The 20,964-nt window shown below is 55.5% G+C and carries 22 protein-coding genes and 2 pseudogenes; 12 read left to right on the top strand and 12 right to left on the bottom strand.

The features are described from left to right. Positions 1–31 precede the first annotated feature (31 nt). From G9463_RS10145 to G9463_RS10120, 5 genes are all read left to right on the top strand, one after another. Positions 32–1,636 carry a PKD domain-containing protein gene (locus tag G9463_RS10145; RefSeq protein ID WP_165896625.1) on the top strand — a complete coding sequence of 535 codons (1,605 nt, stop codon included), beginning with the start codon at positions 32–34 and terminating at the stop codon, positions 1,634–1,636. Positions 1,637–1,846: 210 nt separating this feature from the next. Continuing rightward, complete coding sequence (locus tag G9463_RS10140) at positions 1,847–2,140, top strand: hypothetical protein (protein ID WP_082229943.1); 294 nt, start codon at positions 1,847–1,849, stop codon at positions 2,138–2,140. A gap of 1,239 nt (positions 2,141–3,379) precedes the next feature. Continuing rightward, the gene (locus tag G9463_RS10130) at positions 3,380–4,450 is read left to right on the top strand and encodes a DUF5305 domain-containing protein (protein WP_165896623.1); all 1,071 of its coding nucleotides are present in this window, start codon (positions 3,380–3,382) and stop codon (positions 4,448–4,450) included. 69 nt (positions 4,451–4,519) lie between these two features. Next, the gene (locus tag G9463_RS10125) at positions 4,520–5,374 is read left to right on the top strand and encodes a ParA family protein (RefSeq protein WP_165896622.1); all 855 of its coding nucleotides are present in this window, start codon (positions 4,520–4,522) and stop codon (positions 5,372–5,374) included. Then, positions 5,371–5,787 (top strand): hypothetical protein, encoded by a 417-nt coding sequence (locus tag G9463_RS10120; protein WP_004966330.1) that lies wholly within the window; start codon positions 5,371–5,373, stop codon positions 5,785–5,787. The genes G9463_RS10125 and G9463_RS10120 overlap by 4 nt, the downstream gene beginning before the upstream one ends. Before the next feature lie 182 nt (positions 5,788–5,969). Here G9463_RS10120 and G9463_RS10115 read toward each other — a convergent pair whose 3' ends face one another. Both G9463_RS10115 and G9463_RS10110 read right to left on the bottom strand, forming a co-directional pair. Next, the gene (locus G9463_RS10115; protein ID WP_004966329.1) at positions 5,970–6,680 is read right to left on the bottom strand and encodes a hypothetical protein; all 711 of its coding nucleotides are present in this window, start codon (positions 6,678–6,680) and stop codon (positions 5,970–5,972) included. Next, positions 6,680–6,970, bottom strand: a complete 291-nt coding sequence (locus G9463_RS10110) for a hypothetical protein (RefSeq protein ID WP_011222239.1) — start codon at positions 6,968–6,970, stop codon at positions 6,680–6,682. The genes G9463_RS10115 and G9463_RS10110 overlap by 1 nt, the downstream gene beginning before the upstream one ends. Before the next feature lie 246 nt (positions 6,971–7,216). On the opposite strand from G9463_RS10110, the gene G9463_RS10105 reads away from it, so the two are divergent. Continuing rightward, positions 7,217–8,038 (top strand): hypothetical protein, encoded by an 822-nt coding sequence (locus G9463_RS10105; RefSeq protein ID WP_007189738.1) that lies wholly within the window; start codon positions 7,217–7,219, stop codon positions 8,036–8,038. A gap of 9 nt (positions 8,039–8,047) precedes the next feature. On the opposite strand, the gene G9463_RS10100 is transcribed toward G9463_RS10105, so the two are convergent. Then, positions 8,048–9,301, bottom strand: coding sequence for a HEAT repeat domain-containing protein (locus tag G9463_RS10100; protein ID WP_165896621.1), 1,254 nt, complete (start codon positions 9,299–9,301; stop codon positions 8,048–8,050). A 197-nt stretch (positions 9,302–9,498) separates the two neighbouring features. On the opposite strand from G9463_RS10100, the gene G9463_RS10095 reads away from it, so the two are divergent. After that, positions 9,499–9,756: a hypothetical protein gene (locus G9463_RS10095; RefSeq protein WP_004966323.1), complete on the top strand. Its 258-nt coding sequence runs from the start codon at positions 9,499–9,501 to the stop codon at positions 9,754–9,756. A gap of 108 nt (positions 9,757–9,864) precedes the next feature. On the opposite strand, the gene G9463_RS10090 is transcribed toward G9463_RS10095, so the two are convergent. After that, positions 9,865–10,254: a response regulator gene (locus G9463_RS10090; protein WP_121304867.1), complete on the bottom strand. Its 390-nt coding sequence runs from the start codon at positions 10,252–10,254 to the stop codon at positions 9,865–9,867. Positions 10,255–10,597: 343 nt separating this feature from the next. Here G9463_RS10090 and G9463_RS10085 point away from each other — a divergent pair, with 343 nt between their 5' ends. Continuing rightward, positions 10,598–11,194 (top strand): site-specific integrase, encoded by a 597-nt coding sequence (locus G9463_RS10085; RefSeq protein WP_165896620.1) that lies wholly within the window; start codon positions 10,598–10,600, stop codon positions 11,192–11,194. Positions 11,195–11,203: 9 nt separating this feature from the next. On the opposite strand, the gene G9463_RS10080 is transcribed toward G9463_RS10085, so the two are convergent. The 5 genes and pseudogenes from G9463_RS10080 to G9463_RS10060 form a co-directional block, all read right to left on the bottom strand. Next, positions 11,204–11,611, bottom strand: a complete 408-nt coding sequence (locus G9463_RS10080; RefSeq protein ID WP_165896619.1) for a PIN domain-containing protein — start codon at positions 11,609–11,611, stop codon at positions 11,204–11,206. Continuing rightward, positions 11,608–11,838: an antitoxin VapB family protein gene (locus G9463_RS10075; protein WP_004966319.1), complete on the bottom strand. Its 231-nt coding sequence runs from the start codon at positions 11,836–11,838 to the stop codon at positions 11,608–11,610. The genes G9463_RS10080 and G9463_RS10075 overlap by 4 nt, the downstream gene beginning before the upstream one ends. Positions 11,839–11,949: 111 nt before the next feature. Further along, on the bottom strand, positions 11,950–12,354 hold the full coding sequence (locus tag G9463_RS10070) for a transcriptional regulator (RefSeq protein WP_004966318.1): 405 nt from the start codon (positions 12,352–12,354) through the stop codon (positions 11,950–11,952). A 23-nt stretch (positions 12,355–12,377) separates the two neighbouring features. Further along, positions 12,378–12,683 (bottom strand): annotated as a pseudogene (locus G9463_RS24485) (DUF6516 family protein). An 88-nt stretch (positions 12,684–12,771) separates the two neighbouring features. After that, complete coding sequence (locus tag G9463_RS10060) at positions 12,772–13,140, bottom strand: helix-turn-helix transcriptional regulator (protein WP_165896618.1); 369 nt, start codon at positions 13,138–13,140, stop codon at positions 12,772–12,774. A gap of 685 nt (positions 13,141–13,825) precedes the next feature. Here G9463_RS10060 and G9463_RS10055 point away from each other — a divergent pair. Continuing rightward, entirely contained in the window at positions 13,826–15,364 is a 1,539-nt protein-coding gene (locus G9463_RS10055) for a hypothetical protein (protein ID WP_011222249.1), read from the top strand. A 57-nt stretch (positions 15,365–15,421) separates the two neighbouring features. Here the strand turns inward: G9463_RS10055 and G9463_RS10050 are convergent, their stop codons facing one another. Beyond that, positions 15,422–15,769, bottom strand: a complete 348-nt coding sequence (locus tag G9463_RS10050; RefSeq protein WP_165896617.1) for a hypothetical protein — start codon at positions 15,767–15,769, stop codon at positions 15,422–15,424. Positions 15,770–15,918: 149 nt separating this feature from the next. Between G9463_RS10050 and G9463_RS10045 the strand changes: the two genes are divergently transcribed. Next, positions 15,919–16,176 (top strand): hypothetical protein, encoded by a 258-nt coding sequence (locus G9463_RS10045; RefSeq protein ID WP_165896616.1) that lies wholly within the window; start codon positions 15,919–15,921, stop codon positions 16,174–16,176. A gap of 60 nt (positions 16,177–16,236) precedes the next feature. Here the strand turns inward: G9463_RS10045 and G9463_RS24000 are convergent, their stop codons facing one another. Continuing rightward, on the bottom strand, positions 16,237–17,907 hold the full coding sequence (locus G9463_RS24000; protein WP_240150006.1) for a hypothetical protein: 1,671 nt from the start codon (positions 17,905–17,907) through the stop codon (positions 16,237–16,239). 873 nt (positions 17,908–18,780) lie between these two features. Here G9463_RS24000 and G9463_RS10030 point away from each other — a divergent pair. Both G9463_RS10030 and G9463_RS10025 read left to right on the top strand, forming a co-directional pair. After that, positions 18,781–19,164 (top strand): hypothetical protein, encoded by a 384-nt coding sequence (locus G9463_RS10030; RefSeq protein WP_165896615.1) that lies wholly within the window; start codon positions 18,781–18,783, stop codon positions 19,162–19,164. Positions 19,165–19,326: 162 nt separating this feature from the next. Next, the gene (locus G9463_RS10025) at positions 19,327–19,842 is read left to right on the top strand and encodes a type IV pilin (RefSeq protein WP_011222255.1); all 516 of its coding nucleotides are present in this window, start codon (positions 19,327–19,329) and stop codon (positions 19,840–19,842) included. A gap of 120 nt (positions 19,843–19,962) precedes the next feature. On the opposite strand, the pseudogene G9463_RS10020 reads toward G9463_RS10025, so the two are convergent. Continuing rightward, positions 19,963–20,964: pseudogene (locus G9463_RS10020) on the bottom strand (aminotransferase); the annotation flags it as partial.

Below are 20,964 nucleotides of genomic sequence, written 5' to 3'. Positions count from 1 at the left end.
GACACTAAACTAACGACGGCATATCAAGTAAATGAACGCCCGGACTCTCACCGTACTCATTGTGCTCGCCCTTCTTACAGCGACAGCTCCCCCCACGACTACACGGGCCGCCGAAATTGGCGAGGGCGTTGAGATCCAACCGGCCAACGGGCCGAATGGTGCGTACGCTCAGGTTGGCCCGAGCGGGCAAGTATCAATCCAGCTCGACGGTGATGCAGGCGTACCAGGTGAGGGCCTGCAAGCTGATGCGGTAACTCGGTTCGATCGCGTTCTCCTCGTCCTCAACACGAACGTTGCTAGTGAGGATGGCAACCGGCAAGCGTATGTCTACATCGTCGACCAAGGGCCACCTGCCGATGACTTCACTTTTTACCGTGGTGCCGACCCTGACGCTCCAGTTGAAGGTGAGACAAATGCGATCCAGCTCGGGACCGGCGAGTCCACATCGATAGGTTTCACTGCTGACACGCGTGGTGACTTTGAGGTGAGCGACCTCGCCCTGTCGGTCATCGCAGAGGTGAGTGAAGTCGCTAATGGGACGCTTGCGGTTGAGACCGATATCCCGACTGCTGGTGAACCAGTGATAGTTAATGCAACCGGAAGCAGCGGCGACGAGCTAAGATACGTCTATAACTTTGACGACGGCACTGTCGCAAGCGGGGCCGGTCCGGCGACCCAACACGTGTTTAACGAAACCGGGACATATGACGTTACCCTTAGTGTCGAAGAGACCGCCTCGCGCGCACCGAATGAGTCTGATGCGGTCAGTAAAGAGGTTATTGTCCGTGGCGGCCCACAAGTTGGTGATACTGGGGAAACAATTGAGATACCGGATCCGGTCCCGGGCGGGCCAGAGCCTGCACTACAGTCGGTATCGGTTACCCCTGATGCGTCAACAGGGAGTGACGTGCTAGTTCGGGCAGTCGCAGCAGAGTCTGTTAGTGACATTACTGGGACATCCACTGACGGGTCAGCCACCGTTGCAGCCGGTAACATTACTCTTGTCAGTGCTCCAGCTGCCAATGCGACAGTCACGCTAACAGTTGCTGAATCCGCCCTCCCGGCCGGCGTTAGCCCCGACGACCTTGCTGTTGAGCGGTATAATGGGACCGGCTGGGACGTTCTCCCAACTGCTGTTGAAGAGACATCCGGTAGTACGGTTACGCTTGCCGCTGGCACGCCGGGCTTTTCGCCGCTTGCCGTGACAGTGAATGATGCACCGGCGCTCGATGACGGTGATGAGTCCGATTCCGGGCCGGGTGGCGGAGGCGGAGGCGGTGGGGGCAACGGAGGCGGTGGGGGCAACGGAGATGCTGGAGACGATGCCGACAGCACAGATGGCGAAGATGGCGGAGGCGGCGTCCCCACTGAGACAGAGGATGTGAGTGATGTGGGCGAGACCGTCACCGAAACCGAGATTGTCGGGTCCACTGATGCTGGTACCGAAACTGAGGGAGCCGATATCAGTACGGAAACCGAAACTGCCGAGCCGGGTGGTGCTGCTGTGACACCGTCGACTGATCAACCAACCGATCGCGAGCCCAGTGGCTTTAGTCCGACTCCAGCGCTTGGCGCTGTGCTACTGGTCGCTTTGCTGGTGGCGGTCATTGTTCTCCGTATCCGCCGGCAAGAGTAGCCACCTCACCTGGCATTCACAGCGAGGTCCTCTCGCCGTCTCAAAATGGGCATCAACGCTTATAGTAAATATTTCGTAATTCCAGATCTACATCGTTGGCTCTACTTAGTATCTTATATTTCCTGTTTGATTTATAAGTTATAGTCTTTCGTTATTACTGTTGATATTTGGGGCAGTATTTTCATATTGGTATAAGAACGAGTGGGGAGTATGTCAGGGACCGCTGCTACTCCATCTTCGCCACAAGACTGGGAGACGCTTGCAGTGCATGACTGGGAAAGCGATACCGAGCTTATTGTAGAGCTTGCAGGAGTTCTAGATAAGTTGTCTAGTGATGACGTACCAGTACTAGATGAGTACGTTGACGCTGAGTCACTCTGTAACGGCCTTCAGGCAGTAGAAGGGCGTCAGTTTACTGAGGTTCGGTTCTCTGTGGATACACATGAAGTCCGAATTCGTCAAAACGGCGTAATAGAGGCGCAAAGACAACTACATTCAGAGTGAACCGCTGCGGCGTCAAGCCCCAAGGCACTCGGCCTGCCCAGTCTGTAGAAGATAGCGTCACTTATTTCGGCAATTTTATGTAAGCATAATATTGATTTTGTGATGAATGTGGGCAAGAGTAGAGCGGGTGGTCGAGGTTCTTATTATCGTCTTCGCGATCACTCTCCTTGCTGGGCAAGTTGTTGGGCAGCCGCTTCTGTTAGCCTACGTTGAAACCGGAAGTATGGAGCCGGCACTGGATCCTGGAGACGGATTCCTTACGCTACCGCCGGAGGTCGTTGGTGAGCCAGCACCCGGTGACGTGATTATTTATCGAGCTGAGCAAGTGAATGGTGGTGACTTGACCACTCACCGAATTGTTCGAGAAACCGAGCGCGGATACATAACACAAGGAGATGCGAACCCATTTACCGACCAATCGGCTGGCGAGCCCCCAGTTCGCGACCCACAAGTTGTCGCTGTCGGCATCCGCGTTGCTGGTACCCTGATTACGATTCCGGAACTGGGAACAGCAGTGATGGCAGTTCAGACAGTCGGTGGTGCGTTCCAACAACGGGTTCCAACGCAAGTATGGGTCGGCGCTGGGGTGGCGGGTCTATTTCTATTGTTAGCCAGTAGTCGAGACACTGGAGGGTTGAATCGAGATTCAGTCCAAAATCGTACTGGAGGACATGACAGTGGACGCGGTCTGCAGGCCGGACCACGCGAAGTCGTTTTATTATGTGGTGCGGTCGTTGTCGCAACAGCGACCCTCAGTGTACTTCTTCCTCTCGGACCGACTGAGTACCAGGTCGTAAGTGCTGAAACCGACTTACCGGGTCCTGGAGTTATTCCTGCAGGTGAAACGGAAACGACAGCATACCGGGTGCCCGGCGGAACAGTGTTCCCTGTAAAGTACTATGTTGAACCGGCCAGTGACGGCGTTCAAGTGCTCAATGGAACCGGTAGCGGGCGTATCCAGCCAAATAACTCAGCTAATGCGACCGTACGTTTATTTGCACCCTCCGACACAGGCGCATACAGGCGATACGTGCAGGAATATCGATATCCGCTCATACTCCCCGAACCAGCGATTGAAATATTGTATCAACTCAGCCCGCTAGCCCCAGTGCTTGTCTTTGACACAGTATTAGCTCTCCCATTCATTATCGTAGCACGGATCATCGGGGATGGTCCTCGAATTGAGGGGTCGCCGGGTGTAAGTTCAAGATGGAGTAAGCTGTTTGGAGGGTCACAGCGATGACCGACACAATAGACCAGTCTGATGACGCACTTCCTCTACGAATCCGAAAAGCAGTCGACGAGCAATATGTCATCATTCTTGCCTTGCTTGTACTTCTGCTAGTGGGTGGTCTATGGGCTAGCTATACTGCTCATATTAGCCCAGGAACGGAGACTGAGACAGAGGTCGACTCACGGTGGAGTCGGACATCAACGTTTAGTCACGGTGCAACAGTGACTGGACAAAACCCAGTGTATGAGACAAATCAGCGCTTGCGGAATCAACGCGCGTATTTTCCGCTTATTTCACCGCGTCTTATTGGTGAGTACCAGTTCCAGTATACTGCAAGCGGAGATGGGGCCGTAGATGTTGATATTACGGTTCTATCGATTGTTCAAAGTCGTGGTGACGGGACAGTTTTCTGGCAGCAGACTCGCGAGATCGGGAGCACCACCGCGGCTGATGTTGAACCGGGTGGTTCTGCAAACACAGAGTTTGAATTTAACCTGAATCAGACACGTCTTCAGCTTGAGCGTGTGGAGGAAACCCTGGGTGAGACACCTGGCGACCCAATCGTAGTTGTCCAAGCGCAAACACAAATGACCGGTCAAGTAAATGGCCGGACAGTTAATCGCGAATTTGTTGATGAACTTCGATTCATTCCCGACGGTGATTCGTTTGTTGTCAATGATCCAGGGGAAATGACGAATACAAGCCGGCAGGTGCGATCAGTTACTACGACGCGCGAGTATTCACCGATCAGGAGCATTGGTGGGCCAGCAATACTCGTTGTCAGTGTAGGCGGGCTTGCCAGCCTCGTTTTACTACGTCGCCGTAACCAGATTGCGCTCTCGCCAGCAGAGCGTGACCAACTGACTCATGTGGAGTATGCTGAGTGGATCTCTATTGGAACTCTATCTGAAGATCTACATGATTCTGAGTTGAATGTAGTCGAAATGTCATCGCTCGTCGATCTGGTTAATGTCGCTGCAGATGCCGGTGAACGCGTGGTCTATGACCCGGCTCAAGAGCGATATGCCGTTTTCGATGGTGATCGAATGTACTTCTGCACGCCACCGTTGCAGTGAGTAGTCTCATGATTACATGAACGTCTGACGCAGCTATATGTATCACCAATATGTATACAGTATCTGTATATGGCATCAGTACAACGGGCTGCTACGTACGTCGAAAAGGGAGGCGTTGGGAAGACAACCAGCGCCGCCCACATCGCCGTTGCCGCACACAACATGGGTCACGAGGTGCTCCTGGTCGATCTCGCCGGGACACAGAACGACCTCGCGACACACTTCGGGCTCTCCATCGTCGACGAAGAGACGGCCGACGACGGCGTCTCGATCGACGCCCCGATTTCAGCTGTCTTCGGTGATGACTGGGCGTTCCTCCGAGACAACATCGATGACCTGCTGGACCGGATGACATTCCCGACCGACGAGGGCCCGGACCTCATCCCAGCTGACCCGGGTCTGGGTGGCGCGGACAACAACCTCGCGAACGTCCCTCTCGAAGAGCGCTACCAGAAACTCGATGGGTTCGTCGAGGACCTCGTCGCCGACCAGTACGACCTCGTCATCTTCGACCTCCCGGGCAAAGAGGACAACATCGCACTCAACGGGCTCTTCGCTGCCCGGAATGTCGTCGCTCCGCTGAAGCCTGGTGCCTTCGAGCGTGACCAACTCCAGAAACTGGATGCGACGCTGGAGGAAATCAGTGCCGACCTTGATGTCGACCTCGGCCTGGCGTTGATCATCCCAACGATAATCAGTAGTCAGGAGACCCTCTCAGAATCGTTCGTCGAGTATGTGACAGAGGAGTATCCGGAGATCGTCGGCGAACCAGTCACGAAGACCGCCGACATCGGAAATAACCAGAACACGGGCCGGACGCTCTTCGCTGTTCCTGACGACGAACTCTATGCGACCGGGAAGCGAGCCCGTGAGGCGTACAGTGCGAACACTGGGCAACTGCTGAGCAGACTCACAGACCGATGAGCGACACCACAGACGACCGCGACCCAGAGGAACTACTCGAACAGTCGAAAGAACAGAAACGGCACCAGAGCGAGCCACAGCAACAAGACACTGAGCCCGACGCGCCGTCGTTAGAGGAGTACATCGCCGACGTCTACGAAGAACTCGATGCTGGCGAAGTACCGACGAACCTCACCATGCGAGATCGGAACCTCGCAGCGTTGATCCGTGGCCTCGACGAGGCTGGGCAACTCGATGCTGTCGGGGCCGATGTTCGCGAGTATCTCGACAGAGATGCTACCGACTCGGAGAGTCGCGGTTCAGTACTTGGGCTGCTTGTCCGGGCAGGGCTTGCGGAGGTCCGCCCTGATCTTATTGAGGCCGGCGAAGACGGCTACGAAACCTTCACCGAACGGCAAGAGACACAGTTCTGAGTCGCCGTTTCTGCATCACGGATCGGTCATTTGTATGTGCGTGCAGGCCCACATATCGTGTATCTGTATATTATATCTAGATTTTGTATCCAGATATGCAATCTGTCTCTAGTCTACAGATATTCGATATAGCAATATAGAGTTTACCGGCTCAACGGCTGTGAGTCAGCAGTCACCGTGGGTCACGTCGTCGGATCGTCCACGCCGGCGAAGCCGCTGGCCACATCGACATTGATCACGCCGTCGAAGTCACAGTGTGGGCACGTGATCGACAGCCCGTCGACGGCCCCCACCGCACTGCCTCGAAGAATGCCGTGACAGATCGACCGTGAACAGGACGGACAGGTGACGTGGTCGAGTGCGACGGGTTTCTCGCGGCGCAGACAATCTTTGCAGCCAGCGTATGTAGGCCGAACAGTATTCGAGCGGACGATACGATATGTCGCGCTCTGATTGCCACCGCCACAAGCCGGTCGCGCTTCACCGAACGCAGCTGCCTGTGGGTCCGGGAAGTGATACTTGTCTGCGCCACCAGTCACGACCACCCACGGGATGTCCTGCGAGAGGATGGTGACATCGTGGACATCGAACGACTGGCTCTCTTCAGTCCAGTCCTCGACCGCAGGAGCGTGTAACGACGCTGTGTAGTGGTCCGGATACGCAACAAGCTCCAAGCCCAACACCGACTCGCCACAGGACAGTCGACACACGCGCTTGGACTCACGAGCGTCGTTCGGGCCCTCAATGGTGCGGTTAGCGACATCCGTGACATCCCAAGTTCGTGACGTACCGTTGACGACGAGAAGATCACCCTCCTCGATGTTCTTGATCGTGTCGACAAGCGACGGCTCCACACCAGCGTCGACGGTCGCAGCTGTGTCGGTCGCGCCCATCAGTCATCACCGGGCACCGAATCGGGATGGGCGTTCCAGAGCCGGCGGGCAGGGCCGTTTTTGGGTGGCGTTTCGTAGTCGATGTCGTGGCGGTCCAGCACGCGGTAGATGGAGCGCTTCGAGACATCGTGGGCGGTGGCGAGATCGACAACGGTGACGCCAGCCTCGAGGGCCGCTTCGAGATACGATGCCGACGTATAGGCGTCCGGCGAGAAGTCATCTAGGTCGAGTGCGACGACGAGATCGGCTTGGCACTCGTGCATCGGGGTCTGTGAATCGGGATCAGTCATAGCCGTATATGTCAAGATGACTAGCCGGATTTCCTAGAGTGTTTCGGCGAAAAGCTGAGCGATCAATAGAGCAGTCTATTCAATAAGCCATAGATTTCCACACCACCATATTTGCCCACCGCTTTGCGCTGAGTAGCAGTCGGCGAATTAATCGACTGTATCGCCCTCATTACGTTTGGTTAGATCACAGCAGAGAACGTATAGATAAGTTTATTTCTGACTCGAAGTGAATTATACCCTACCCGAATGGTCCATCAGTGGCAGTGTCGGGAGTGTAAGTTCACAGTCTGGTCGTCGAAGCAGTCAGAACTCGTGGATGCAGTAAAATCCCACTTACTCTCCCATTACAAACACACCGTTGAATCGGACGAGTTCAGCCTCAGGTGGGACTGCCCGTACTGCAACCAGACCAGTCAGAGCTACGACGCCGACGAGGGGCTTGCCAAATTCAAAAATCACCTGTTCAAACACGTCTCCGCACTCATCGACTCTGGTGTTCATGTGGCCGACCGGATTGATCGGGTCGGCAATATCCTGATTCTCTCACCACTAGAAACTGCAGGCGCCGACAACGCCCGCGTGCATTTCACATCGCCGGCAGACGTCGCAGTTTTTGTCACTAATAACCCAGCAGAGCGCGTTCGATTTCTTGACAACGCGCTTCAATCCTGGCCAGCCTGGACGACGATCCTCACGACCAAAGCACAGCCGTTTGCCGATGTTACGGATATTGATCTGGAGGCGGCTCCACTTGACATCGCTATCTTGGATAAGGGAGTAAGCATGACCGAACTTGGTGAGACGCTCGTTCGTGTCTTGGACGAACAACAAACAAGCAACTCGCGACTAACCGTTGGATTTGATATTCTCAGCGAACTACTTCGTTTATTCGACACTGAGACGGCATTCAAGTTCGTTCACGTCTTAAACTCTCGGCTGGCAAACATGGATGCGCTCACCCACTACTACCTGAATCCGAACGGACAGCCCGAATCAGAAATCAACGTACTCAAGGAACTGTTCGACCTGCAGATTCGGGCAAAGGGTTCACGATTTAGGACCGTATAAGAGGTGCAGTCAGTCACGCGAACTGTGCTGGTTCGTGTAGTCGGCCGGACTGTCGACATATGTATAGTCGACACCCGTTGTCACAAGTTCTCCCGAGGAGCCGTCGCATATCTCATCAAGAACTGCTTGAGCGCGGCTCCGTGCCTCTTCGGATCCACGTTCACGGCTAAGATACACCCGGAGGCGCTTCTCTAACTCGGGACTCCGTAGCTCTGGGAGCACTGCTTCGGCTAGCTGTGCGGTTTCCTCGTCGGGCTTGTCTAGAGCCGAGAGCAGGCAGTCAATCACTTCGGATCGATATCGGTCACCAGTAATGCGGCTCAACAACCAAATCGCTGTCTGCCGGTACCGCCGCCGGGTCCCGTCTGCAGCGATATCAAGTAGCGCCGGCACTGTTGCCTGGACATCTGCTCGAGCCAGTTCGTCGACAACGGTCCCGCGAATGAGTTCGAGTTCCTCCGGGGAGGCTGTCGTGAGCAACTCTAGCAGAGAGAGCATCGCTGCCCGCTGGACAGTCGATGAGTCATCATCGAGAGCATCAACAAGGACCACAACCGGTTTCACCGAGCCAAACTGTCCGAGTTCATCAACCGCAGTGAGTCGAAGCGCCTCCTCGTCTGCCTGGGTTACGGGGACCAACTCTGCAAGCGCACGATCAGTCCCGATGGCACCCAACGCGTTAGCGGCAGCTTCCTGCACCTGTTGCCGATCATCTGAGAGGCGTTCACTTAGTGGTGAGACAGCTCGCGGGTCTGACAGTTGCCCACACGCCTGTGCTGCCCGCGTTCGAACACGAGGAGACGGATCAGTTAACGCCTGAACCAGATTCGGAACGGCCGCCGTCGCACCACGTTCGCCGAGTGCCGTCGCCGCAACCATCCGGAACTCAAGCCGGTCAGCTGAGAGCCACTCGGTTAGTAGTGTTGTCGCGGTTCGCTCAGTTGCCTCTGAACCTCCCATCTCAGCGAGTTCTGCGACCAGATAGTCGAACGCGTCCTCGCCACGCTGATACAACGCGTCGATCGCAGCCGCGCGAACGTTGTCGTCCTCATCCGATTTAACAGCGCTGACCAGTGCTTTGACAGCCTGCCGTCGCTCGTTGGGGTTCGAGATTTCTGCAATGTTCCCCAGCATTGTGGCCGCTCGTCGTCGAACGTAGTTCTTCCTACTCCGTTTTAGGTGTGCGATAAGCTTCTGAACTTCTGATTCCCGTTCGAGTTTATATAGGAACGTCTCGTTATCACCCGGTTCGTCGTTGAACACCCATGCAGCCTCCGGTTGGTGTTAGTAACTTCGTCATGGTTCTGTTTAGTCTTAAACATATTGTCGCAATACTGGTCCGGCATGACCGCTGGTCGATCCAGCGTCACTATCCGACAACCTGCCGATGATTGACGCCGTCGAAACAGAGTCAAACGAGCAGATTTATCTCTGGAAGGAAGGTGATGAGTAAAGACAGTATGAGGTACGAAAAGATTGTTGTGAGGGAAGCTGGCAGCCTCGGTTCAACCACTGATTCGGAACCGCCGGACATCCGCGATGAGAGCGACCACGGTCAGAAAATGGACCTCAAGACACCAGCATGGGACGCAGTGCGAGCAAATATCAATCCAGGCGAATATGAGCCAAAGACCCACGTCGCAACGATTCACTATGATCTCGACGAGTGGGATTTTGTTATTGAATATTTGGTTGAGGTAGATAGAGAGCGCGCGTAACTTATTCACTTTTCGAGGCGTGTTACGGCGTCCAACGAACGTCGTGGTTAATTCCAAATCCCGACGTTAGCGTAATTACGACTTGTCCGATAAGTCGCGGTTTGGTCACTACATCGTACTGCGAATCTGTTCGGCTAGAAATTCGTACTGTTCAGCAGTTGCCTCCTTTTTTACATAGCCTGTGGGACCGACGGCGATAGCACTACCAATAATCGTCTCACGGTCCTGCGAAGTGAAGAAAACAACCGGGAGTTGTGGATACTTTATCCGAATCATTTGTAGAAATTCAAGTCCATCTGCTCTGGGCATATCGAAGTCTGAAATGACACAGTCTGGCTTGTCGTTGTCGATTATTTCTAGAGCCTCGGTGGCACCAGAAGCTACGACGACACTGAACTGCTCGTCTTCGCGTTCAAGAAATTCCACAGTGAGGTCCTGAAAGTCCGGTTCATCATCAACATGGAGGACTTGGATTGCCTCTTGAACACTACTCGACATATTTAGCTATTTTATGACATTTGCAAAAACGACATGGGCACGATTATCATATTTGATAGCTAGCGCGGACTTTGCGCCGTGCGCGGCCCACGGATGTCACTGCCAGTAAGGTGTCACAGAACAGTTCGCAAGGTGATTATTTTCAGAACTGTCAAAAAGAACCGCCTATTCAGTACGTAAACATACCGAGCGGCCATATCTCAAAGACACGCCTAAGATAATGAGTAACGACTTGTCATATTAGTCGTAACAGACTCCCCGATTTTCACTCGGCACATGGGGTGTCTCGCCCCATACCTACCAGCCGCTAGATACTTTAGTGACGGAAACTAAAGTAATCGTAATGCGTATTGAAGCCACCGACGGGAACGAACACAAGGTCTGGCTCACAGACGCTGAGATTGAGGACCTCCGCCGGGCGACCAACAGTCAGCGCGACGACCTCATTATCCAACTGGGTGCGTTCGTCGGCCTGCGCGCATTCGAGATTCCCCAGGTCCGACCCGTTGACATCAAGCAGACTGAGAGCGGTCAGTATCGACTTCGCGTTCAGGCCGGGAAAGACACCAGCGGCAACGGTGGGAAGCCTCGCGATGCCTTCCTCCCCGCCGAGGTCGAGCGTGACCTCCAGCGCTTCCAGAACGAGCACAACATCGCACCAAAGGACTCCTTTATTGATCTGACCCAGCCCGGCGTCCGTGCTGTGGTTCGTCGGACAGCTGCGCGGGCGGCTGAAGCGACTGGCGACAAGGACTTCGAGAAGGTGAGTACACACGATCTCCGTCGACGGTTCGCCCAACGACTCCTCGTCGACGAGCAGATGAATCCCCGAGTGGTGATGGCCGTCGGTGGGTGGGACTCCTTCGCCGCCATCGAGCCATATCTGAACGCCCCCAGCGAGGATGTTATCGATGAGGCATTCGCAGAACTCGAACTGTGAGACCTGCCGCTACCGATAGCTTTCGTGGGTCACACCCGGAATTGTTCCGAAGTGGCTGTCGCCGGCGAGAACAGGCTCATCACGCTCCAGAGCGGTTGCAGCGATTGCCGCATCCCCTTTGCCAATACCTGGTCCCTCACCGTCGTCCGCATCGGCCATCCGTTCACCGAGTAGCCGACCAGCGCGGCGGGAGATACTCGGTGTCATATCGACCAGCGGGTACGAGTCAAGCACAGCTTCTACAGTCTGGCGTTCCTCACGGGTATCCGCGACCTTCCCGACGCCAATGTACAATTCCAAGACCGTCATTGATGGAATCACCAGTGGAACGTTCGCTGCTTCAAGTTCCCGTTCCTTTTCGAAGGCCGCTTCGACACCGTCGATGATATCCAGAATGAAGCTTGTATCGACAATCATTCGAATCGCTCCGCGACATCCCGAACTTCGTCGCGGTCGTCCTGATCAGCCCGTTCGATGGCGTCCCGCATCTCGTTCACCTGGTCCTCGTCGAACACACCGCGAAGGTCTCTGAGTGATTGCCCACCGATAAGCCGCTCTACAGCGTCGCTGAATGACTCGTCGTCACGCTTGTTCGCTTTGATCCGTTCGTATACATCATCCTCAAGACGGACTTGATGTGACATCCTTGTTGACAGCGTTGACACTCTATCGGAATCAACATTTGGGTGCTATAACAAATGACACCAGTTGAGACTCAAATTAAATATCATATACTTATGGATTTCAGAGAGTAGCTATGGACCAGCAGTACCGGTATTCCCGTTCGAACCGGTAAACGGGATATCTATTTCGAGACCATCGTAGGCTAACAGTGGCTTCTTCGCCTGGCCCGACCCGCCGCCTTCGAACTCAATGACGTCGATGGCTGCCAGTTCGGAGAGGTTCCGGTGGACCTGCTTGTAATCACGGTCGACCAGTTCAGCAGCCTCGCTGATACTCGCCGGTTCATGTTCAGAGATCGCCTCCAACAACTCCAGATTCTTTGGACTGAGGAGACGACTGAGTTCTGCGTACGAGTCGAAGTTCAGCATTGGCTGGGCGTCATCAAGGTCTTCACCGTCCTGCGCGGCCTTGATTCGGTTACGAGTGCGCTGCTGGATCTGCTCGCTATTTCCGACGGTGACTTTGAGTGTGGCCATGGTGTGTCCCTCCTGGAGGCGTCCTACGCTGACCAACTCCACGAGACAGGCGAGAGTTCGTCAATCTCCTCCTTGAAGCGGTCGTAGAGCGCCGGCAACCCCGGAAACTCGATATATTCAACATCATCGTTGCTGTGGCGCTCGTGCCCTTTCGTCTGTTCGTGGGCGTTGTCGTATCGGAGGATCGTGTCCCCGCCGACCTCCCCGAGGTGGAGACTGTAATCCTATCCACATGGGTACGTCTCATCGTCCGCCTGCCGGATGGTCACAGCAACGACGTAGCCGTCTTTGACATCCCGCCAGTCTTCGATGGTCGTGTAGGACGCCATCCGCTACCCTATGGTATCAACTCCATAGCGATAAGCCTATGGACCTCTCTACATAGGCAGCGGGCGACGCAAGCCTGCTCGGTGCAAACTACTCCCGACGCTCACTCAACAGTTCATCCGGGAGTTCGTCGACAGCTGCTGTCAGCTCTGCATGGCCTGCCTCAAGCACGTCCCGCCCAGCTGGCGTGAGTGCGTATCGGCTCGTCCGCTTGTCCGGTATCAAATCGACCAGCCACCCCCGGTCAACCAGCTTGCTAAGGACGCGATACACCTGTTTGTCTGACACCGAAAGGTGCTGTTCGCCCACTGCATCAATCACTGCTCCGCCCCACATCGCCCAGTCCTCCTGTTCCATCTTACTGATCTCGACGAGGATGCGTCGCTCAGTTGCCGTCAGTTCGACCCACTCCTCCAGCGCCCCAGCGCCCTCGCCATCGCTCAGTCGTGACTCACTCATCAATATTCTCTCCAACACGATTGCGACGCGTGCGTTCCCAGCATTGTGAGTGGTCTGCAGAGTGGTGCCTCGACATGAACATCAGTACCAGACAATAGCGATTGAACATCCTAGTAGATTCCGGCACCGCATGACTGGGACTGATACCATCCCAAACAGAACTATACTCTACTTCTGATATGTAGTACTCGCTGCGGGTGCTGTGAGTGGACGCAGCAGGTCAGTCAATATGCAGAGACTGGGCGGTTGGGGGGTCCCCCCTTCCGTTCCAGTTCCGGAAACGCGCGCGTACCGCTCACCGCAAAAACGTCACAACAGTGTCGTCAGTGTCACTACCCAGCCAATATCTCTTCTTTCTGCCACCATCGACCGTACCTGACAGGGTTCGTATATATCTGGTACTGACTACTGCTCACAGTCGAGTCAACGGGCTGTGGCAGCAGGCAGGTCCGCGCGGGTCACCGTAGACGATATGCCGGTGAGGTCCACGGCGTACGCGCTCGAGTTCGTCACACAGACGAGCGCGTGCATGAGAGTCCACGGATTTATTCTAGTCGCCTGTTAACTATTCTGCGATGACCACTGTGGCTCTCAGCACTGCGGTCGCTGGTGACAGGAACAAGCCGGCAGCCAGCTTCGAGCACCACTGCAAGGCACTCGCCGATGAGAGAGGGCCCACAATAGAATGCCACGAGGCAACTATCGGTACCAGCCAGCCACAGCTGCACACCCACTGATGTTGATAGGCGAAGATCCTGACGGCGACGGCTACACTGTTCGAACACAGCAAGGCCAGCCCATCGTCATCGGTCGACCGGCGCCGAGTCAATACCCGTCTGATGCACACGAAATCCGTCAGCGCTTCAATATTCCCGCCTTCGATCCCGAAGCCTTCTATCGACGAACGGGAGCAGCCCTTTCTGGTGTCTATCCGGACATGCTCATCCATATCGAAGATGCAGCTGACGGGCCAGATACCGTCACCAGTCCGAAAGCCAGTCTCACGCTCATTGAGGCCCCGAAAGGCTCCGGGAAGTCCACTGCCATCGACCAGTTTGCCACGTACCAGATGGAACACAACGGCGAGCGAATTGTCCGCAACGGTCGTCAGCAGAGTTCAGACTGGCGTCGACTCCGCGACTGGACAACGCTCTGGTTACCAGAGGGGATTGATGTCAACGGCCGCTGGATGGAGGCTGTCGACCGCGACGCGCCCACTCCAGAGGAGCTGGTCCGGGCGGTGCGCTACTACACTGACGTGTTCGATCTCATCGAGCAGCTCCAGGACCATCCGAAAGGGACGTTCAATGTCGTCTATCCCGATCCGTTGTTCCGGGGCTGTGAAAGAGCAATGGCCATTCCGGATACGACGACCGAACAGCCGAAGTTCACGCCGCAGGGCGAAGACAAGCCGACTCCGGTTGTACACTGGTGGTTTGGGTTTCTCGCCGCCCGGACATTCCGCGGAACGCGGGTTGACAGCGATGGTGACCGGAATTGGATGACCGTCTATATCGATGAATTCGGAATGCTCGCCCCGGAATCCACGAGTGGTGGCGAGGCAGGCCATTGGACCTACGAGTGTGTCGAGATCATGTCAGACACCGCGAAGGAAATGCGGTCAGCCGGAGTGTCGCTCGTCGGCGCAGCCCATCACGAGGAAGATGTCCACAATCACTGGCTCAAGGAATTTGATTACTGGGTCGAGCTGAGTAACCGCGAGCGCCCGAATCGAACGACGAAGGCAGAAACACCCAAGCCCTTCCGAGGCCTCAAGCAAGATCAGAATCTCTTCGCGTCCCGGCCACCGGGCTATGGCCTCTGCTATACCGAAAGCCGGTTTTCCGAGTTCCAGTTCACTGACCTGGGCTATCCACATGAGACACCGGAGTTCCAGTTCCGGCTGAGTGTTCCTGAGTCTGCTGCTGAAGATGAGAGCGATGATGCCGTCCAGGTCGCGACCGATGAGGCTGGGCAGCCCACGATCGTCGAAGAGTATACCGCAGTCGATGGCGCCGTCCATGAGCTGCGTGTCCTCGCACCCGGAAGCGGGCTGATCGATATCGGTGGCGATGAACCGGAGATTGTCGAGTCGCCGTCGAGCCCATATCCGGACGGATCGTTCCCAGACAGCCCGCTGCGAGAGACGGCTGAGGGGTATGAACTCCTCTTTGAGCGGGCAGCGGGCGAGATCATCGTCGCTGCACGCGTCTCTCATCACTGAAACGATGCGACAGTGGACCGCAATCTGTCGAGGGCCCGGTTCGAGGCGAGTTGAAGGCTATTCAGCGATCAGGGCAGCAAACGCCTCGTCGTCGTGATGGTCGGTGCTTGACCCAGTCTGTGTGGTGGTCGGCTGTTCGCGGGGTTCCTCGAGCGTGACGTAGTCCTCGGAGTCTTCCTCGGATTCTGCCTCGTGGAAGACAGCCTCAACGGGCTCGTCGACGTCGGGACGGTGCACCAGCGGCGTCCCGTCTCGGTCGGCGTCGACGGCGGCGCCGTTCGAGATAGCACCCTGTGTCGCACAGTTCCGACAAGCATGGACCTCGTCATCATCGTTCCCGAACACGCGTGCGTACTGTGCATTGACTGGCTCGCCACAATTCAGGCAGGAGACGGAGGTCACCATAGCACGGTATCGGCTGGCACGGCTAGTAAAGCACCAGCCCATTTTGACAGGTGTCAACGAATTGGTGTCAAAATGGGAGTGGTTTTTACGCTCGTATCCACCGAACAGCAGGAGTATGGCTATCCACTGGCGATGGCCGTGAAAGACTTATGCCAAGCATTAACAAACTCAATGTTCGCGGCAACTCCGGCATGGTAACGATTCCAAAAGACGAACTCGATATGTGTGGGCTGCTGGATGAAGATGGGACCCCCGATACCGAGATTCAATTCCTCGTCAAAATGGAACAGCCCGGCGAGTGGCGAATTTCTGTGCTCGATGACTCCTGTGTCGACGATTCCTGGTACACTGGCGACACCCCCGAGACCGGTGTGCAGGTCGGTGCCGGTGGCGGAAGCCGGGGGTAGGATATTACATCTGATTTCGGTCGAATAGTTCACAGGCGACCGGAGGTCGCTACCGCAGACTTACTCAGCGTCCGGCCCAAAGAACGGCAGTGCGTCAAACACGCCGCGTTTGTCTGGCTCATCCTGTATTCGGACTTTGTAATCTGCCCACAGCGTGTTGAGAGCACCAATCATTGAACCACCGACAACCTGCAGTGTTGGGATGGCTGGCGTGCCAGCTTCCATTGTTACTGGATTGAAGTAGACACCCTGTTCAGCCATCTGTATCCCCATGATAACGATGAGGACCATCGAGACAAGAGTACCCTTCGCGAATCGGCGTGGTCGTACAATCTTAAGCTCACAGTCATCAGGCAGATACTCTGCTTTCTCTTTCTGAAGACGGGCTTTCGTCAGAGCACCAATAGCAACCGAACACCAACCCAGAACGCTCGCAGCAGTCGTATGTGCAAACGTCTGCAGCGATGTCTGCCCTGTCGGACCACGGTCGGGATTGACGTCGATATTGCCCAATTCATCAGCTGGTGTGATCTCCGCCGGGAAGGCTGCCTCCAGCGTCGGCCGCATATATCTGATGAATTGTTTGAACCACGGACTGTCACCGGCATAGGCCTCTGCGGCCACTTGGCCCGAGGAAGCCCCGCGCATTGAGGCAACATCGTCGGCTCGATCGAGCCACTCACTGTACGTTTCGATAAAACGAGTATACCAGAACTGCCGGAAGTGCTTCGGTGTCGGCTTATTTCCGTTTGGCAGCGTTGCGTCTGTCCGCTCGCCGATGGCTGCGATCTTGTCTCGTACCCACTGCGCTGACCGGGCACCATCGGCAGACCGGTCACTCGGGAGGATCGTACCGTCATACGATGGGTCCTGCTCCAGTGTCTCGAAGTACGACCGGACGAAATCGACACCGATGACCAGTGGCATCTGTCCCGGACCGTTCTTGCGGGCATCCGAGAAGGTCATGTGCGGTACCTCGGCATCGAGCACGAAGGCATCGCGATCTTCGTCCCCACAGATCGAACTTGGTCGGACGCCGTATCCCGCCAGCGCGAGTATCAGGAATTGCTCGACACGGGTTTCACAGGCCTCAAAATACGCTTTCACGAGATCAGTTGTCGCGGCGAATCCCGGTCCGTTGGTCGTTTCAGTCCAGCCGGATCGGTCGACCAGCGCTGTAATCGGCTCATGCTCAACGTACCCATCTTTGTACGAATCGTGCAGAAAGTCCCGAAACGTGGTGATGTAGTTAGATCGTGTCTGGCTATTCTCGAACTCGGTTTTCAGAGCTCGCATCAGGTGTTTTGCCCGCCGGACACAGACCGTCTGTTCACCACGGCCATACTTCAGCAGATTTCCGGTTCCGATGCACTGTTCAGACAGTTCCATGATGCGCCGGAGATGGGTTCGGGCGTCGCCGATGGATGTGCTATTGAGACGTTCACCCACGTCCTCGTGGTAGGCTAGCCAGTCCTCCAGACGCCTGATCAGCTCCCCATCAGAGCAAGGCCACTCTTTGTGCCGTTCATCGAATCCACACTCCTCAAGGAGGAACGTATCGGGTGTGTACCCGAGCTCACGAGCCCGGCGAAGAAACTGCCGATAGCCGTTCTCTCGGAGCCACTCGTGTGTGGGTTTTTGTGTGGGATCTAACCCCTGCTCAAGTCGTTTTTCACGAACCTCGGCAGGAAACCGCTCCCGCATATATTGTTCTGTCCACCTGCGTGGCATTACGAGAGACTCTAGCTGCTGGCTTACAAATGTCTACGGGAGGTTTCAGTCGTTGGCCAGTCCAAACCCATCGCAGTGGTGTCTCTGCGTCGTTGTGTTCTTCCCAAGAGAGAATCCGGAGACGGCAACACAATGGGGCATCTGTCTAGTTTGTCAGCCCCAATCCAAAGATAGCGCACAATCGGCAGACAGCGATAGGTTCAGCAGTGAGCGAGGCTGGTGTGGATTCCTCGTCCGGCGAGAACAACCAAGGCTACCCAAGGGGCGAGCCAACGGTCGACAGACGGAGCTTCAAAATAGCAGAAATGTGCTGGTATATCAGTTGGTATGAATGCAGCGAATCTATTCCTGAGCGCAGTGGTCCGGACTGGGATTGGTCAGCCATCATCGAAATCAAAAGTAGAATAAGGTATTTTCGGGCAGATCCAATAACCCCGAATATGGTAACGGTTAGGAAATACAAATGTCCTGACTGTGGATACACACGAACTGGGACTGTACACACTTCCGACGACTGTTATGGTGACATAATCAAGGTCGGGGACACGTGGCGGTGTGAGGTCTGCGGAACCGCTCCTACCGGGACTCTTAGTTGCGTCAAATGTGGGACAACGATCCCAGCAAGTAACAAATACGAAGTTGAACAGTAGGCAAGCCTATCGCTCACCTATTCCACCGTCTCTGGTAGATAAAAACCAGACGCACAACAACTGGTAAGAGGTCTCAACGTCTGACTTAGATATTATATCTACTAGTACGCTGTCAAATAGAGTCGATATTCTAAATGCCGTAAATATACAATTTTAGAGTATCTAACAGCCATTGACTGATTCGGTCGATACGTTTATCCTAGTTACTCGGTAAGTATCTGGCATGGCCAACACTATGGCTGCGGGCCGGAGTGTGATCAAGCGCGGCGGGACGTCTCTGTACCTGAGCATCAAGAGAGAGTGGCTGGCTGCGGCCGGGACTGAACCTGACGGGGCCTTCCGGCTCGGCATCCGTGATATCGAGGATTCGTCGATGACAGTGCGACTCCACATCGACCAGGACTATTGTGAAACGACACTGGGGCCAGGCGCATACGATATTGATATCGTCGACATCCAGACCGGCCTCCAGTGGTGCTTACCAGCCGATATCAGAAACAAGTACGGCATCACCAACCAATTCGTCTGGAACGCTGAGTTCACCGGTGAGTATATTGATTACGAGCTGGTCTCGCCGACGATTCAAGAGCAATATCAGCTTAGCTGAATCTGGCGGCACCCTTAACAGCAGCTACCAATGGCAGGCTGAACAGGGAAGGTGAACGCGCAGATGGTGCAAAAGAGGAGGCAGTGATTTATTTTGAGAGGGAACAACAGTGAGCCTGTGGAAGAAAAGCGAGCTGTTTCACCCGTTATTTCCGTTATTCTGATGGTCGCAATTGCAGTCATACTAGCCGCAACGATTGCCACGTTCGTACTTGGATTCGCAGAGGATGTCGATAATCCTGCGCCATCGGTCGGTCAGACAAGTGGTGAATTTGTTGCTGGCGGCGATCGTGACCAGCAAGTTGTTCGGATCACACACGTTGCCGGTGACAGCGTGGCCGTCGAGAACATCGAGATCATTGTTCGTGCGTCTGGCCCTGGTGTGGATACCGAGGCGCGGTTAGTGGATCTGCCGAGTACAGCTTCATCCAAGCTGTTGAATGAAAATATCGATGGAAACGATGACTTGATCGATCAGAGGTCGGGATCAACCAAGCTCATCGCTGATGATGGGACGGATGTCTGGTCGGCAGGAGAAACGATTGAATTCCGGGTGAATAGCGGGACAGCTGATTTCCGTGACGGTGAGACACCAGCAGCCAACGAGCTTGAAGTCGATATCGTCTATGTAGATAGCGAATCAAGCGCCACTCTGTTTGAGGAAACGTTTCGCCCATAATTAAGATATGTTGACCCATAAAGCCGGCAGCCGAAGGATACACGTGCTGCCCCCAGCACGATCGCTGACACGTCTCACTGCTTGTGGAAGTTATATACGCATTCAACGGACAGTCGTCAGTTAGTCGTCTGCGACAGTCTGAGTAATCGATACCTGAGCGGTGTCGTAAGTCACCGACGGCGGCCCGATTCGAACCCCTGAGTGGTCCGAGTAAGATAGCTCTGAGTCCACAGCATGCGATGTGGTAGTTGCCTCATGGCAATCGCTACAGAACGCCTCCAGGATGGGGCGCCATCGCGAGAGCCCCAGTTCGTCGAGAAGCTCTTGGTAGTCGAGATATCCGAGGGCGGCGTATTCATCCGGCGGGATGTCCAGCAGCCCAGAGTCATAGACTGGGCCCAGCAGGATGTGCGACGGATGGCCGGCCGGTGATCCCGGGTACGGAGTGTCCTCGTGATATGGCTCGCTCACCGATGACGTCGACGACCACCACGGCTCCAGGTGTGCGACGAAGCCCTCGCCGGTATCTTCCACGAGGAAGAACGCCCGCAACGTCTTGTGATGGCGGTTATAGGAACTCTCTGAAGTAATCTCGATGAGGTCCTTCCGGTCGAGTGGCTCGGTGCTCGCGAACAGTGCCGAGAGCATCCGTCGGGCTGCCGGCGGCAGCGTTGGGAAGATCGCTGCGCTGGGGAGCGTTGCCAGCGCGGTCTCGACAGCGTCGATATCGAGGCGGTCAGAGACGCTGTCACGCGATTCGAGGCTGTCGAGGGCATCTGCCACGAGGCAGGGGTCCGGGCCACGGTCGGTCGTCGCGAGCGCTGCTTCCAGACAGCGGGTGAGTCGGTCGAGATCCGCACGATTGCCGTCATAGAACCCCTTGCGGTCGGCAATCTCCCGGACGAGCCCCCGGATGTGGCCGTGGGAATTGGCGTCCACCATCGGGATATCGAGGATGGCGGCGTCTTCGACGCCGGCGTCGACGCGCTCGCGAAGGCGAGTCGCTTCCTCGTCGACGGCCTCCTGGACGTCGGGCAAGAGGTCGGAGACGCCAGGGCCCGTGAAGACCCACGACGCCAGTAGGTCAGCAACGGGATCGGTGTCGTCGATATCGTATTCGGA

This window comes from Haloarcula sp. JP-Z28, assembly GCF_011440255.1.
In the GTDB taxonomy this organism is placed as follows: domain Archaea; phylum Halobacteriota; class Halobacteria; order Halobacteriales; family Haloarculaceae; genus Haloarcula; species Haloarcula marismortui.
This window is presented reverse-complemented; position numbering and strand designations above follow the sequence as displayed.